The 14,125-nt window shown below is 70.0% G+C and carries 14 protein-coding genes; 9 read left to right on the plus strand and 5 right to left on the minus strand.

Annotation, left to right across the window (positions count from 1 at the left end; genetic code table 11):
• The first annotated feature begins 271 nt into the window (after positions 1 to 271).
• Positions 272 to 1,855: a glycosyltransferase family 2 protein gene (locus tag ABFX55_RS30980; RefSeq protein ID WP_346126252.1), complete on the plus strand. Its 1,584-nt coding sequence runs from the start codon at positions 272 to 274 to the stop codon at positions 1,853 to 1,855.
• Positions 1,852 to 3,135, plus strand: coding sequence for a nucleotide sugar dehydrogenase (locus ABFX55_RS30985; protein ID WP_346126253.1), 1,284 nt, complete (start codon positions 1,852 to 1,854; stop codon positions 3,133 to 3,135). The genes ABFX55_RS30980 and ABFX55_RS30985 overlap by 4 nt, the downstream gene beginning before the upstream one ends.
• 2 nt (positions 3,136 to 3,137) lie before the next feature.
• Here the strand turns inward: ABFX55_RS30985 and ABFX55_RS30990 are convergent, their stop codons facing one another.
• Positions 3,138 to 3,740, minus strand: a complete 603-nt coding sequence (locus ABFX55_RS30990) for an acyltransferase (RefSeq protein WP_346126254.1) — start codon at positions 3,738 to 3,740, stop codon at positions 3,138 to 3,140.
• 153 nt (positions 3,741 to 3,893) lie between these two features.
• Between ABFX55_RS30990 and ABFX55_RS30995 the strand changes: the two genes are divergently transcribed.
• The 5 genes from ABFX55_RS30995 to ABFX55_RS31015 all read left to right on the plus strand — a co-directional run bounded on the left by ABFX55_RS30995 (position 3,894) and on the right by ABFX55_RS31015 (position 8,659).
• On the plus strand, positions 3,894 to 4,577 hold the full coding sequence (locus ABFX55_RS30995) for a polysaccharide deacetylase family protein (RefSeq protein ID WP_346126255.1): 684 nt from the start codon (positions 3,894 to 3,896) through the stop codon (positions 4,575 to 4,577).
• Positions 4,578 to 4,597: 20 nt separating this feature from the next.
• Entirely contained in the window at positions 4,598 to 5,977 is a 1,380-nt protein-coding gene (locus ABFX55_RS31000) for a hypothetical protein (protein ID WP_346126256.1), read from the plus strand.
• A 10-nt stretch (positions 5,978 to 5,987) separates the two neighbouring features.
• Positions 5,988 to 7,166 (plus strand): acyltransferase family protein, encoded by a 1,179-nt coding sequence (locus tag ABFX55_RS31005; protein WP_346126257.1) that lies wholly within the window; start codon positions 5,988 to 5,990, stop codon positions 7,164 to 7,166.
• 161 nt (positions 7,167 to 7,327) lie between these two features.
• On the plus strand, positions 7,328 to 8,053 hold the full coding sequence (locus ABFX55_RS31010; RefSeq protein WP_346126258.1) for a helix-turn-helix transcriptional regulator: 726 nt from the start codon (positions 7,328 to 7,330) through the stop codon (positions 8,051 to 8,053).
• A 69-nt stretch (positions 8,054 to 8,122) separates the two neighbouring features.
• Positions 8,123 to 8,659, plus strand: a complete 537-nt coding sequence (locus ABFX55_RS31015) for a hypothetical protein (RefSeq protein WP_346126259.1) — start codon at positions 8,123 to 8,125, stop codon at positions 8,657 to 8,659.
• Between the two features lie 72 nt (positions 8,660 to 8,731).
• Here the strand turns inward: ABFX55_RS31015 and guaA are convergent, their stop codons facing one another.
• Together guaA and ABFX55_RS31025 are read right to left on the minus strand one after the other, a co-directional pair.
• Complete coding sequence (gene guaA, locus ABFX55_RS31020) at positions 8,732 to 10,282, minus strand: glutamine-hydrolyzing GMP synthase (RefSeq protein WP_379478932.1); 1,551 nt, start codon at positions 10,280 to 10,282, stop codon at positions 8,732 to 8,734.
• 51 nt (positions 10,283 to 10,333) lie between these two features.
• Positions 10,334 to 11,173 (minus strand): SDR family NAD(P)-dependent oxidoreductase, encoded by an 840-nt coding sequence (locus ABFX55_RS31025; protein WP_346126261.1) that lies wholly within the window; start codon positions 11,171 to 11,173, stop codon positions 10,334 to 10,336.
• A gap of 67 nt (positions 11,174 to 11,240) precedes the next feature.
• On the opposite strand from ABFX55_RS31025, the gene ABFX55_RS31030 reads away from it, so the two are divergent.
• Positions 11,241 to 11,963 (plus strand): SDR family NAD(P)-dependent oxidoreductase, encoded by a 723-nt coding sequence (locus ABFX55_RS31030; protein ID WP_346126262.1) that lies wholly within the window; start codon positions 11,241 to 11,243, stop codon positions 11,961 to 11,963.
• A 32-nt stretch (positions 11,964 to 11,995) separates the two neighbouring features.
• Here the strand turns inward: ABFX55_RS31030 and ABFX55_RS31035 are convergent, their stop codons facing one another.
• Positions 11,996 to 12,469 carry a DUF488 family protein, N3 subclade gene (locus ABFX55_RS31035; protein WP_346131316.1) on the minus strand — a complete coding sequence of 158 codons (474 nt, stop codon included), beginning with the start codon at positions 12,467 to 12,469 and terminating at the stop codon, positions 11,996 to 11,998.
• 77 nt (positions 12,470 to 12,546) lie between these two features.
• Positions 12,547 to 12,942: a RidA family protein gene (locus tag ABFX55_RS31040; RefSeq protein ID WP_346131318.1), complete on the minus strand. Its 396-nt coding sequence runs from the start codon at positions 12,940 to 12,942 to the stop codon at positions 12,547 to 12,549.
• A gap of 136 nt (positions 12,943 to 13,078) precedes the next feature.
• Between ABFX55_RS31040 and ABFX55_RS31045 the strand changes: the two genes are divergently transcribed.
• Complete coding sequence (locus ABFX55_RS31045) at positions 13,079 to 14,053, plus strand: helix-turn-helix transcriptional regulator (RefSeq protein WP_346126263.1); 975 nt, start codon at positions 13,079 to 13,081, stop codon at positions 14,051 to 14,053.
• The last annotated feature ends 72 nt before the right edge of the window (positions 14,054 to 14,125 follow it).

Below are 14,125 nucleotides of genomic sequence, written 5' to 3' on the forward strand. Positions count from 1 at the left end.
CGTGGGACAGGTGCGCTGCCGGCACGGAAAGGTCGGCGAGGTCTCTGACCGCCAGGCACGTCGACCATCACAGCTCCCACGAGGGCCGCGCGTTCGGCCAGGCCCTCGTGGGCCAGGTGCGCCACGGCCCGCCGGGTCGGCGCGAGCAACAGGCCGGCCGCGTGGTCGGTCAGGCGTGACGCGTCGCGGCCGGGCGCCGACCACGCCGAGTCCGACAACAGATCACATCAGCAACGAAATGCAACCATTCAACTCCGGAGAGTAGCGCAACATGCAAGCGGACGTCAGCGTGATCATCGCGGTCTACAACACCATGCCGTACCTGACGGAATGCCTGGACTCGGTCGTCTCGCAGACCATCGGGCTCGACCGGATACAGGTCCTCGCCGTGGACGGCGGCTCCACCGACGGCGGCGACAAGGAGCTCCAACGCTTCGCCGAGCTGTATCCGGGGTTGTTCACCGTGCTCACGCAGGAGAACTCGGGAGGCCCTGCCCAGCCGAGCAACAGGGCGCTGTCCATGGCCACCGGCAGGTACGTCTTCTTCCTCGGAGCCGGCGACCACCTCGGCCCCGAGGCGCTCGAGCGGCTGGTGTCGGCCGCCGACACCTACGACTCGGACGTGGTGCTCGGCCGTACCATCGGGGTGAACGGCAGGAACCTCAGCCGGGCCGTCTACGAGCACACCAGGCCCGAGATCACGCTCGACGATTCGCCGCTGCCGTGGGCGCTGTCCAACAACAAGCTGTTCCGCAGGGAGCTCGTCGAACGGCACGGGCTGCGCTTCCCCGAGCACATGCCGGTCTGGAGCGACCAGCCGTTCACCCTGGAGGCCTGTGTCCGCGCCCGGCGGATCAGCGTCCTGGCCGACTACGACTACTACTACGCCGTGCGCAGGGACGACGCGAGCAACGTCGGCTCCAGCACCTCGCAGCTGACCAGGCTGCGGTGCGCGGCCGAGGTCATGAAGTCGGCGGCGTCGCTGATAGAGCGGGGGACGCGCAGAGACGCCGTGCTGAGGCGGCACTTCACGTGGGAGCTGTCCAAGCTGCTCGACCAGGACTTCCTCACCCTGGAGCGGGAGCGGCAGGACGACGTGTGCGCGGGTGTGGGCGCTCTCGCCGAGGCGTACCTCACCCCTGGCATCCTCGCCAAGCTCGACCGCACGCGCAGGGTGAAGCTCCTGCTGGCGCAGGCGGGGCTCGCCGACGAGCTCAGGGAGCTCATCCGCCGCGAGCGGGACGGCGCCGGGTCGGCGGTGGTCGTCACGGGAGACGGCGTCTACGAGGCGCTGCCCGGGTTCGGCACCCTGCCGAATCACCACTTCGCGCTGACGGGCAGCGCGGCAGGGCTCCTGCGGGTCGACGACGTCGTCCGCGACGAGGACGGCATCCTGGCCGGGCGCCTCCCGCTGGTCGGCGCTTCCTCGGTGCGTGTGGCCTTCCTTCCTGTGCGCAAGGGCAGGAGCCAGGACGAGGACATCACCGGCTGCTACAAGCTCGCCGAGGGCCACGTGCCGCCGTTCGCCGAGCCGGTCTCCGCCGAGCAGCACGACGACCACCTCGCGATCAAAGTCCACGTCCCGTACGCGTCGCTGACGAAGCGCAGGGCCGACCGCGCGAAGATCTTCGTCCCCCGGCTGTACGTCAGGGTCGCGAACGTGACCTACCAGCTCCCCCTTCCACAGCTTCCAGGACCGTCGACCTCTGTCGTCCGGTGGCGCGGAGGAAAGGCCTTCAGGATCACCCTCGGCGACGATGCGCAGGGCAATCTGAAGATCTTCGTCAGCAGGATGTCGCGGCTCAAGGCGATAAGGCGGGCGCTGCGCCGTACGCGGAGAAGGAGGCACGCATGAACGTGTGCGTCGTCGGTCTCGGGAAGATCGGCCTTCCGCTCGCGGTGCAGTTCTGCGGCAAGGGCCACCGGGTCGTCGGGGCGGACGTCGACGAGCGCGTCGTCGACCTGGTCAACGCCGGCGAGGAGCCGTTTCCCGGCGAGAAGGACCTGGACGTCAGGCTGAAGGAGGCTGTGCACAGCGGCCTGCTGTCCGCCACCCGCGACACGACGGCGGCCGTCGCAGGCAGTGACGTGGTCGTCGTGGTGGTGCCGCTCCACGTGGACGCCGAGGGCGCGCCCGACTTCGCGTCGATGGACGCCGCCACCCAGGCGGTCGCCAGGGGCCTGCGCCCCGGCACGCTGGTCAGCTACGAGACGACTCATCCCGTCGGGACCACCAGGAACAGATGGGGTCCCATGCTGGAGTCGGGTTCGGGGCTGACGGCCGGACTCGACTTCCACCTGGTCTTCAGCCCCGAGCGGGTGCTGACCGGCAGGGTCTTCGCCGACCTGCGGCGCTACCCCAAGCTCGTGGGCGGGATCTGCGAGCGGTCGGCCGAGCACGGGGTGGCCTTCTACGAGTCCGCTCTCGACTTCGACACCCGTCCCATGCTCAAGAAACCCAACGGGGTCTGGGATCTCGGCTCCACGGAGGCCGCCGAGCTGGCCAAGCTGGCCGAGACCACCTACAGGGACGTCAACATCGCACTGGCCAACCAGTTCGCGAGGTTCGCCGCGCGCCGGGGCATCGACGTGGCGCGCGTCATCGAGGCGTGCAACACCCAGCCCTACAGCCAGATCCACCAGCCCGGCATCGCCGTCGGGGGGCACTGCATCCCGGTGTATCCGCAGATCTACCTGTGGGGCGACCCCGACGCGAGCGTGGTCCGCGCCGCGAGGGAGGCCAACGCCGCGATGCCCGCCTACGTCGTCGGCATGCTGGAGGCGGCCTACGGCGAGCTGGCGGGCGCGCAGGTGCTCGTCCTCGGCGTGGCCTACCGCGGAGGGGTGAAGGAGAGCGCCTTCTCCGGCGTGTTCCCCACCGTGGCGAGGCTACGGGAGCTGGGGGCCACGGCGTACGTCGCCGATCCGCTGTTCTCGACCGGGGAGATCGCGGCCATGGGGCTGAAACCGTGGCAGGGCGAGCCCGTCACCGCGGCGATCGTGCAGGCCGACCACCTGGAGTACCGCACGCTCGGCGCGGAGGACCTGCCCGGCGTGCGGGTGCTGGTCGACGGGCGGCGGGTGACCGCGCCCGAGCGGTGGCGGGGAGTGCGGCGCCTGGTGATCGGCGCCTAGTCTCAGGGGCGTTCGCTGAGCCGGTCGGCGGAGTCGCGGACGTAGGTCAGCCCCGTCTCGGGGCAGACCCACACGTCCGCCTCGCCGTCCTTGGCCTCCAGGCGGACGCCCGCCCTGCCCACCCAGCCGATCCTCTTCGCCGGAACCCCCGCCACCAGGGCGTAGTCGGGCACGTCCCTGGTCACGACGGCCCCTGCGGCGACCATGGCCCAGCGGCCCACCCGCACCGGCGCCACGCAGACGGACCTGGCTCCCAGCGACGCGCCCTCCTCGACGACGACGCCGACGGCCGTCCAGTCGTCGCCGTCCTTCACCTGGCCGTCGGCGCTGACGGAGCGCGGATTGCGGTCATTGGTGAGGACGGCGGCGGGCCCGACGAAAACACCGTCGGCCAGCGCGGCCGGTTCATATACGAGCGCGTAATTCTGGATTTTCACGTTGTTTCCGAGTCGCACCCCTGGCCCGACATAAGCGCCCCGTCCCAGAATGCAGCCGTCGCCCAGACGCGCGTTCTCTCGCACCTGGGCGAGATCCCACACGCTGACCCCAGACCCGATCTGGGCGCTTTCGTCCACCTGGGCGGTATCGGCGATTCTGTTGTCCATGGGTCGCCATTTCTCCCGTGCTGGTTCTTGCCGGAATTCAGGCTAGTCGAAGCTCGCTCCCCCGCCCCCGAGGCAGCCGTCTGCCGGCCCGGAGCCGTCCGGAATGCGGCACCATGGACGAGATGTGATTCCCCTCGTCGCTGGAGGCGCCGGATGTTGGTGCGTGGACTCGTCCTCGCTGGAGCGATCGTGGCGCTGCTGCCGGCGCTCCCCGCGCAGGCCGCCCCCAAGGTCGACTGCGCGAAGGTGAAGTGCCTGGCCCTCACCTTCGACGACGGCCCAGGCCCTGCCACTGGAACGCTCCTGTCGACGCTCAAGAAGAACAAGGCCAAGGCCACGTTCTTCCTCATGGGCAAGCACGTGGAGCTGCGGCCCGCGCTCGTGAAGCGCATGGCCCGCGAAGGCCACGAGATCGGCAACCACACCTGGTCCCATCCCAGCCTCCCCACGCTCTTCGACGAGGAGATCACCCAGGAGCTGAGGGCCACCCAGGAGGCGATCTCCTCGCTCACCGGCAGGACGCCCCGGATGTTCCGCCCGCCGTACGGGAACACCGATGACAGGGTGCGGGAGCTGGCGGGAGACGAGGGGATGGCGCAGGTGCTGTGGACCGGCACCACGCTCGACTGGAAGCTGCGCGACCAGAAGAAGATCAGGTCGGCGGTTCTCCGGCTGGCCAAGCGGGACGGCGTCATCCTCATGCACGACGTGGTGCCGCAGACCGTCCAGGTGATGCCCTCGCTGATCAAGGAGCTGAAGAAGCGCGGTTACCACCTGGTGACGGTGTCGACCCTGCTCAAGGGGCGTAAGCTCACCCCCGGAACGACCTACCCGTAGATCCCTGGACAATATCGCGTGTGACGGTCGAACGTTCCACGGCGAGGACATTCCTCTTCATCCAGATCGTGCTCCTGCTGTGGTGGGCTGCCTTCTACCCTGGCCTGTTCAGCCGCGACTCCGCGCTCTACCTGACCCACACCCTCGAAGGGCCGTGGGTCAGCGACCACTCGGTCCTCTACGACGCGCTGTTGTGGCTGAGCGTGAAGGTCACGGGCGGGGTCGGCGTCGTGACGTTCCTGCAGACGACCGCCATGGCCGCGGCGATCGCCTTCCTCGCTCAGGAGCTCAAGCGCCTCGGAGCGCCGCGCCTGCCGACGACGATCGCCGCCGTGCTGCTGCCCTTGGCGCCGCCGTTCGGGGCGTTCGCGGTGACGTTCTGGAAGGACGTGCCGTTCACCGCCTGCGTCATCGCCATCACCGCCGTCACCGCGCGCATCGCCAAGGACAGGGGGCCGACCAGAGCGACGCTGATCGGTCTCGGCGCGACCATGCTGGGCGCCGGGCTGTTCAGGGCCAACGGGTTCCTGGTAGTGGCGATCATGGTCGTGGTGCTGCTGATCATCGGGAAGGGCGCGAGGGCGCGGCTGGCCGCGACAGGCCTGGTCGCGGTCGGCGTGCCCGTGCTGCTGACCCACCTGGTCCTTCCGCAGGTCGGGATCGTGCCGCCGTCGCGCACGTTCGTCTACCACACCGCCTACGGCGACATCGCGGTCGCGTGGAAGGAGCGCACGGACCTGTTCACCACGCAGGACGTGGCGCTGATGGCCGAGATCGCCCCCCTGGAGCGCTGGTGGAGGGGGGCCAACTGCAACACGATCAACCCGCTGATCTGGCGCGAGGACTTCGACTGGCGGCGCTCCGACGAGCTGGCCCCGCAGGTGATGGCGCTGTGGCAGCGCATCCTGATGGAGGCGCCCGACCAGGTGATCAAGACCCGGCTGTGCAGAGGGGCGATCGCCTGGCGTCCTGGGGCCGACCGGTGGTCGGAGGGCGGCGAGACCTACCACTTCTCACACCGGTGGTTCACGTGGGAGTACGTCGGCCCCTACGCGATCGAACGCCACCCCGAGCTGGAGAGCTTCAACCTGAGCCCGCTGTCGGCGCCGCTCAACGACCTCGCCACCCGGTGGCTGCGGGCCTCCTACGAGCCCGACCTCGACTGGCTGCTGTGGCGGGGGCCGATCTGGTGCTACGCCTCCTACCTGGCGCTGGCGGTCGCGTCCTGGCTGCGGGGCAACCGGTGGGTGTTCGGGATCGCGGCCGCGATGATCGGCCAGCAGACGGCGGTCCTCGCCAACATCTCTGCCCAGGACTTCCGCTACATGGCCTCGCCCGTCTTCATCGGCTTCCTCATGCTTCCCCTGCTCGTCCGCTTCTGGCGCGCGGGACGCGGGTAAACTCCGCGGAATGACAAGACGGCTGGCGTGGCTCGACGCCCTTCGTGGCGTGGGCGCGACGGCCGTCCTCGTCGAGCACCTCAACTACCACTTCCTCGACGGGCTGCGGCCCCGCTGGATGAACCTCGGGATCTACGGGGTCCTGGTGTTCTTCCTCGTCAGCGGCTACATCATCCCCGCCTCGCTGGAGCGCAGGGGCGAGGTGAAGGCGTTCTGGATCAGCAGGCTGTTCCGCCTCTACCCGCTCTACCTGCTGGTCATCGTGATCACACTCGCGCTGGCGCCGCTGCTGCCGTTGCGCGGCGACGCCGACTTCTTCGCCCACCTCACGATGCTCATGGAGGTCACGGGTTCGGCGGGCCTGGTCGAGCCGATGTGGACGCTCTCCTACGAGATGGTCTTCTACCTGCTGGTCACGGGCCTGTTCGTGGCGGGGGTGCACCGGCGCAGCGGACTGTTCGCGCTGGCGTTCGCGGCGCTGGCGAGCCTGGTCGCCTTCACGATGCCGCGCGAGGGCCACCTGCTCGACGGCCCGTGGGCGCCCCTGGTGGTGCTGGCCGTGGTCGCGGCCGGCCTCGGCTGCGTCCTGTACGGCTCCCGCTCCCTGCGTACCGCAGGCGGGGTGGCGCTGGCCGTCCTGGCCGTCGCGCTCATCTGGATCGGCAGCAGGGAGACCTGGCAGGGCGCGATGATCCTCTCGGTGATGTTCACCGGCACCGCGATCTACCGCTGGCAGCACGGCCAGAGCTCGGGCCTGTGGCCGGTGGCGGGGGTGGCGACGCTGATCGTGGTGGTGCCGTTCCTCAAGCCGGTGACCTTCAACGGCCTCACGAACCTGGCCACGATGGGGCTGGCCGCGGCCACGTTCGCGCTCTTCTTCGCGCTGCGCGAGCGAGCCATGCCGCGCGTGCTCGCCTGGCTCGGCCTGGTCAGCTACTCGGTCTACCTCGTGCACGTGCCGCTGCTCAAGCTGGCGCTGCTGGTGCTCGGCGACACCAGGCTGCTGCCGTGGCCCGTCCAGGTCGCCCTCGCCCTCGCGCTGTTCGCGCTGATCCTGGGCGCGAGCTGGCTCACCTACCGCTTCGTCGAACTGCCCGCCCAGCGGTACGGCAGGCGGCTGGTCAGCAGGTCAGTGGGTGGCGTCGTAGAGCTCTCTCGACCGCGCGACACACGCACTGTGTCGTCATGACCAGTCGGTGAGCGTCAGCGTCGCCTCATACAGCTCCAGGGCGGCGCGTCCCCGCCAACGATCAGGGCCACGTCCGCTGGCAGGGGACGAATCAGACAGGTCAGAATGGGCAAGCATGATCCCGCCGCCGGTGTGGCCGGCGCGGTCGGCGAAGGAGGCGTGTGGACGAGAGCGTGTCGTTGGCCCAGCTTGCCCATCGGCTGGAAGAGGTGGTGGGCGAGCTACGCGGCATCCCCGTCGACGTCGAGCGCCTGGAGGACAGCGAGCTCGTCCGGCAGCAGATCGCGCAGGCCGCCCGCACGGCCCGGGAGCTGCGCGCCATGCACCCGGTGGGCTCGCCCGAGAAGGGCCGCCAGGAGCAGCAGAGCAGGCGCAGCGTGCTCGACGCCCTGCAGCAGGGCATGGAGATGCGCACGATCATCCACGCGAGCGTGTTGGACGACCCCCGCAAAGCGGCTCGGATCAGAGAGCTGCACGCCGCCGGTGACCTGCACAGGGTCGTCGACGAGCCGGTCCAGCAGCTGCTCATCTTCGACCGCGCGGTGGCCTTCCTCCGTATCACCCCCGTCGCCTACTCGCCCGGCGCCCTGGTGATCAGGCAGCAGAGTCTGATCGCCACCCTCATCGACCTGTTCGAGCAGACCTGGGCCAAGGGCAGAGAGGTCACCGAGCAGGCGCACCGGCTCACCCCGCGCGAGCGCGAGGTGCTCGCCCTCATCGCCGAGGGGCGCTCCAACAGCGCCGTGGCCCGCTCCCTGTCGATCACCGAGGCGGCCGTCGGGAAGCACGTGGCAAGCGTGTTCGCCAAGCTCGCGCTCCCCGCCACCGAGGACGACAACCGGCGGGTGCTGGCGGTGCTGGCCTACCTGCGCGGCACGGCGAGGTAGTGCCAGGCCTACCTCGGCCTCGTCCCAGCCCCCATGCGGCCGCGAGCCGGCGCGGACTTCAATGAGGCCATGCAACGAATGACTGGATTGCTGGTCGGCGCGGTCTTCGGCGCGGTGTTCGTCGTCGTCAACGCGCAGAGCCCGCTGAACACCGTGACCGTGAACCTGCTGCGGGTGGCCGCCTGCCTGGCGGCCGCCGGCGTGCTCGCCATGTGGCTGGTCACCGCCAGGAAGGAGCGGCCCGCCGCGGGCTCGCGGCGGAACATGTTCAGCCGCGGTTACCTGATCGTCGTCGCCGCCGAAGCGATCCTGCTCTTCGGCGGGATCCGGGTGCTGGCCGCCTGGGAACGTCCTGAGCAGACCAACGTGGCCTGGGTGGCGTTCGTGGTCGGCGTGCACTTCATCGCGCTGGCGCCGATCTGGAAGGACTGGGGCATCGCCGTACCCGGCGTGGTTCTCACGCTGCTCGGCGCCGTCGGTCTCGTGCTCGCGTCGACGGCCGCCGTGTCGTGGGTGCCGATCGTCAGCGGCGTGCTGTCCGGCGCCGTGCTCCTGGCCGGGGCCGTCACCTTCGGCTGGCGCAATGTGGCGGCGGGGACGGCCTAGGCGAGCGGCCGGCAGAGAAGCGAAAAGGGAGAGCCGCGGAATGCGATTCCGCGGCTCTCCCTTTCGTGATCGTTACTCCCACTCGATCGTGCCGGGCGGCTTGCTGGTCACGTCGACCACCACCCTGTTGACCTCTCGCACCTCGTTGGTGATGCGGGTCGAGATGCGCGACAGCACGTCGTAGGGCACCCGCGCCCAGTCGGCCGTCATCGCGTCCTCCGAGGTCACCGGGCGCAGCACCACCGGGTGACCGTAGGTGCGGCCGTCGCCCTGGACGCCCACCGAGCGGACGTCGGCCAGCAGCACCACGGGGCACTGCCAGATCTCGCGGTCGAGCCCCGCCCTGGACAGCTCCTCACGGGCGATGGCGTCGGCCTCACGCAGGATGTCGAGGCGGTCCTGGGTGACCGAGCCGATGATGCGGATGCCGAGCCCCGGCCCGGGGAACGGCTGGCGCCAGACCATCGCCGCCGGCAGGCCGAGCTCCTCGCCCGCCCTGCGCACCTCGTCCTTGAACAGCGTGCGCAGCGGCTCGACCAGCGAGAACTGCAGGTCCTCCGGCAGGCCGCCGACGTTGTGGTGCGACTTGATGTTGGCGGTGCCCGTGCCGCCGCCCGACTCGACCACGTCGGGGTAGAGGGTGCCCTGGACGAGGAAGTCGACGGGGCCCTCGGACATGATGGCGCGCTGCTCGTCCTCGAAGACGCGGATGAACTCGCGGCCGATGATCTTGCGCTTCTCCTCGGGGTCGGTGACCCCGTCGAGCGCCTTGAGGAAGCGGTCGGCGGCGTCGACGACGCGGAGCTTGACCCCGGTGACGGCGACGAAGTCGCGCTCGACCTGCTCGGCCTCGCCCTTGCGCAGCAGGCCGTGGTCGACGAAGACGCAGGTCAGCCGGTCGCCGATGGCGCGCTGGACGATCGCGGCGGCGACCGCCGAGTCGACGCCTCCCGACAGGGCGCAGATGGCGCGGCCCTCGGGCCCGATCTGCTGCTGGACGGCGGCGACGGCGTCCTCGACGATGTTGAGCATCGTCCACGAGGGACGGCAGCCCGCCGCGTCGAGGAAGTGCTTCAGCACGGTCTGGCCGTGGTCGGAGTGGAGCACCTCGGGGTGGAACTGCACGCCGTACAGGCCCTTGCCCGGGTGTTCGAAGGCGGCCACCGGCGTCTCGTCGGTGGCGGCGGTGACGGTGAAGCCCTCGGGCGCCGCGGCGACGCTGTCGCCGTGGGACATCCAGACGGTCTGCTTGGCGGGCAGACCCGAGAAGAGCACGCCCTCCGTGCCGACGCGCAGCTCGGTGCCGCCGTACTCGGCGATGCCGGTGCGGGCCACCTCGCCGCCCAGAGTCTGGGCCATGGCCTGGAAGCCGTAGCAGATGCCGAAGGTCGGCACCCCGGTCTCGAACAGGCCGACAGGAACGGCGGGCGCGCCCTCGGCGTAGACCGAGGAAGGGCCGCCGGACAGGATGATCGCCTTCGGCTTCTTGGCCAGCATCTCCTCGACCGGCATCGTCGAGGGGACGATCTCGGAGTAGACGTGGCACTCGCGCACTCGCCTGGCGATGAGCTGTGCGTATTGCGCACCGAAGTCGACCACGAGCACTGTGTCGAATTCAGACACCGAGAAAACCCCCAAGCAGGTGAATGCGGTGCTCCCAGTGTATCCGGACCGCTAGGGGCGAGGCTCGCCGTCGGGCGGCTCGGGAAGCAGGCCCGCCAGCAGGGCCGTCGTCTGCTCGCGCAGGCTGTCGTCGTAGCCGGGATGGGTGAGGACGAGGAAGTGCTCCTGCCTGATGGCCTCGACGGTGGCGTCGGCCACCTCGGCCGGCTCCATGCCCTTCTCCAGCATCCCGTCGAGCCACTCCTGGGAGGTGAGGTCGTCGCGGGTGCGGGCCACGACCAGGTCGGCGGGCCTGACGCGCTCGGAGCGGCTGATGCCGGTGCGGACCCCTCCCGGGCACAGCGCGGTGACGCGCAGCTTGGAGCCGATCTGCGCCAGGTCGAGGGCGAGGGACTGCGAGGCGGCGAGGGCCGCGTACTTGGTGACCGCGTGACCGCCGGTGTTGGCGCCCGCGAACAGCCCCGCGACGGAGACGGTGTTGACGATGTGCCCCTCGGTGCCCTGCTCGATCATGCGCGGCACGAACTCGCGGATGCCGTGCAGCACGCCCCAGAGGTTGACGCCGAGCAGCCAGGCGACGTCCTCCTCTGTGCGGGTCCAGATCCTGCCGCCCTGGAAGACCCCCGCGTTGTTGCACAGCACGTGCACCGCGCCGAGCTCGCCGAAGGCCCTGTTGGCCAGATGCTGGACGGCGGGCGCGTCGGAGACGTCGGTGATCTGGGTGAGCACCTTGACCCCCGAGATCATCGCGGCCGTCTGGGACAGGCCGCGCGGATCGACGTCGGCGAGCATCAACGACATGCCCTCCGCGGCGAACCGCACCGCCAGCGCCCTGCCGATGCCACTCGCCGCGCCCGTCACCACCGCGACCCTGCCGGAGAGCTCTCGCACCCGCCCCTCCCTAGCGCTCGCTTGATTCTGACGTTAGCGTGATCCGCGTCGCGTGGAAAGGACACGAATGAGCGCGGTAATCGTTACCGGCGGCGCCTCGGGCATCGGCAGGGCGTGCGCGCTCGCGCTGGCGGAGGCCGGCCGCCCGGTGGCGATCTGGGATCTCGACGGCCCCGCGGCCGGCAAGGTCGCCACGGAGGCGGCCTCCACGGCCCTCGGGCTTCGGGTCGACGTCACCGACTCCTCCGCCTTCGACCAGGCGATCGCGGCCACCCGCGACGCGCTCGGCCCGATCGGCGGGCTCGTCCACGCGGCGGGCGTCGCCCACCCCATGGCCGTGTCCGACCTGACCGAGCAGGCGTGGGACTTCGTGCTCGACGTCAACCTGCGCGCCCAGGCGCTGCTGACCAAGGCGCTGCTCCCCCGGCTGCGCGAGGTGGAGGCGGCCGCGATCGTCGGGATCTCCTCGATCGAGGGCCTGGTGGGACAGGCGTTCATCCCCGCCTACTGCGCCTCGAAGGCGGGGCTGCTCGGCCTGACCAGGTCGATGGCGCACGAGCTCGCCCCGATCAGGGTGAACGCGGTCTGCCCCGGCTACATCGACACTCCCCTGCTCGCCGGGGCGGCAGGGGAGCTCGTCGAGACGTTCAAGGGCAGGGCCCTGACCAACAGGCTCGGCAGGCCGGAGGAGGTGGCCGCCGCGGTGCGCTTCCTGATGAGCGAGGAGGCCTCCTTCATCACCGGCGCCCACCTGGTGGTCGACGGCGGCGCCACCGCCGTCGACCGCTAGCCGCAGCGGCGGCGACCACCGCCGCCGTGTCACTACGGGCGCAGGTGCTCGATCGTGACGTGGTGCTGCTCGGTCAGCCGCTGGGCGATCAACGAGCGGTGGCAGGCCTCGGGGTCGCGCTCGACACAGAGCAGCGCTGCGATCCCACTGCTCGGCAGCGCCGACACGATCGGCGTGAGGTCGGCGCGGTCGAGGATCTCGGTGGTGTAGCGGCGGGTGTACTCGGCAGCGAGTTCGCGGCGCGAGCGCTTGCCGACCCCTTGGCGGTCATCCTCGGCGTACTGGAGCTGGCGTAATTCGGTGGTCGGGGCGAGCTCGCGGTGGTGCTCGTAGACGATCCCGGCATGGGCGAGGGCCGCCTGCAGCCGACGGGAGTTCGCCCAGGCGTACTCGGGTCCGCGGACACCGCGGCGCTGGCGTACGTCGAGCAGAAGGCGGACGTCCGCCTGCCGCAGTCGTTGCAGGAAGGACTCGCCGTCGAAGCCATAGACGCCGATGGTCACCATTCTGAGCACCGGAAATCACCCACCTGCCTCCTACTCGTGCCGCCTCCGGCAGCCCTGCCGGAGGCGGCGAGGTCGCATCACGCGACGGCGGTCCCCTCGAGCTCGACCATCAGGTCGGGGATCGCCAGCCGTGTCACCCCGAGCATCGTGGTGGTCGGCGCCACCCCTGCGACGCCCAACCTCGACGCCAGCACGCCGTAGTGCTGGAAAAGCCGATCGACGTCGGTGGTGTAGACGTTGAGCCGGACGAGGTTCGCAAGGGACATGCCGGCCTCGCCGAGCACGGCCTCCAGATTGTCGAGGCTCAGCGCCAACTGCGCCGCCATGTCATCGGTATGCTGGGGCTTGCCGTCGCCACTCATCGCGGTCTGCCCGGCGCAGTACAGGGTCCGGGTGTGCCCGGAGACGATCTCACCCTGGTTGTACCCCATCTCCACCGACCACGCCCACGGGTTGACCGCCGTTCGCTCCATTGCCACATCAGCTCCATTCGATTCGTCGACATGACGTACGACCGTCGGCTCGGTAGTCGCCATCTTCTTGGTCGCGTTGATGAGCCTCCCAACAAATCACGACATCCTGTGTCGTGTATTTCGGTACAGTTTTCGCATGCGTGCCGACCGGTTGGTCTCGCTGGTACTGCTGCTGCGGCAGCACGGTCGGCTGTCCGCGTCCGAGCTGGCCCGCGAGCTGGAGGTGTCCACCCGCACCGTGCTGCGCGACATCGAGGCGCTGTCCGCAGCCGGCGTCCCGGTCTACGCCGAACGCGGCCGGCACGGCGGTTTCGCGTTGTTGCCCGGTTTCCGGACCGAGCTCACCGGACTGAACCACGACGAGGCCCTTGCCCTGCTGGTCGCCGGATCGCGGCGCGGCGCGCAGGCATTCGGCCTCGGCTCGGCGCTCGCTTCGGCGATGCTCAAGGTGGTTGACGCGCTACCCGAAAGCTATCGGGACACCGCGGCCGGCGCGGCCGAGCGACTGCTCATCGACCCGGAGACCGACCTCCTCTCGCGCCGGCTGGTCGCTGAGGAGGTGCCTGACGCCATAGCGGCCGAGGTCCTGCGCGCGGTGTTCGCCGGACACAAGCTGCAGATCCACTACGCGGCTGTGAACCAGACCCCGAAGTGGCGCACGGTGGACCCGATCGGACTGGTCACCATACGCGAGATGGGCTATTTGCTGGCCACGAGGTCTGGCGCGGACCGCACCTACCGGCTGTCCCGGATCTTGGCCGCCAAGGAACTCACCGAGCCCGCACAGCGGCCAGACCGGGTCGATCTGGACCAGGCCTGGCAGGAACGCAGCACGCGGTTTCGGACCGGCGGCGACCAAGTCACCGTGCTGGTACGGGTGAACCCGGCGCGGCGGGAGGACCTGGTGGGCACCGCGCTGGCCGTCCGCGCCGAGGAAGCCGACGCAGACGGCTGGCTGCGGCTGGAGGTGTCCTTCCAAGATCCGAGACACGCCGAATGGGCGCTGTGGCAGCTCGCCACGAACGCGGAAGCCCTGGCCCCGCAGTGGTTGCGCGACTCCCTGCGCGACCGCGCCACCGCGATCGCCGCCCGCTACGGAGTGTCATCCTGAGAGTTGTCGCCTTCTGCGGGCCGCCGCCGACGCGATTCGAACCGCTCCATCCTGGTAGACGCCAAGCGCGCC

Source organism: Nonomuraea roseola, from assembly GCF_039535395.1.
GTDB lineage: Bacteria > Actinomycetota > Actinomycetes > Streptosporangiales > Streptosporangiaceae > Nonomuraea > Nonomuraea roseola.

Excerpts from the sequence above, each read along its gene's own strand:
- ABFX55_RS31035 (WP_346131316.1), bottom strand. The coding sequence starts at position 12,469 with ATGGTGACCATCGGCGTCTATGGCTTCGACGGCGAGTCCTTCCTGCAA.
- ABFX55_RS31040 (WP_346131318.1), bottom strand. The coding sequence starts at position 12,942 with ATGGAGCGAACGGCGGTCAACCCGTGGGCGTGGTCGGTGGAGATGGGG.
- ABFX55_RS31045 (WP_346126263.1), top strand. The coding sequence starts at position 13,079 with ATGCGTGCCGACCGGTTGGTCTCGCTGGTACTGCTGCTGCGGCAGCAC.
- ABFX55_RS30980 (WP_346126252.1), top strand. The coding sequence starts at position 272 with ATGCAAGCGGACGTCAGCGTGATCATCGCGGTCTACAACACCATGCCG.
- ABFX55_RS30995 (WP_346126255.1), top strand. The coding sequence starts at position 3,894 with ATGTTGGTGCGTGGACTCGTCCTCGCTGGAGCGATCGTGGCGCTGCTG.
- ABFX55_RS31030 (WP_346126262.1), top strand. The coding sequence starts at position 11,241 with ATGAGCGCGGTAATCGTTACCGGCGGCGCCTCGGGCATCGGCAGGGCG.
- ABFX55_RS30990 (WP_346126254.1), bottom strand. The coding sequence starts at position 3,740 with ATGGACAACAGAATCGCCGATACCGCCCAGGTGGACGAAAGCGCCCAG.
- ABFX55_RS31005 (WP_346126257.1), top strand. The coding sequence starts at position 5,988 with ATGACAAGACGGCTGGCGTGGCTCGACGCCCTTCGTGGCGTGGGCGCG.
- ABFX55_RS31015 (WP_346126259.1), top strand. The coding sequence starts at position 8,123 with ATGCAACGAATGACTGGATTGCTGGTCGGCGCGGTCTTCGGCGCGGTG.
- ABFX55_RS30985 (WP_346126253.1), top strand. The coding sequence starts at position 1,852 with ATGAACGTGTGCGTCGTCGGTCTCGGGAAGATCGGCCTTCCGCTCGCG.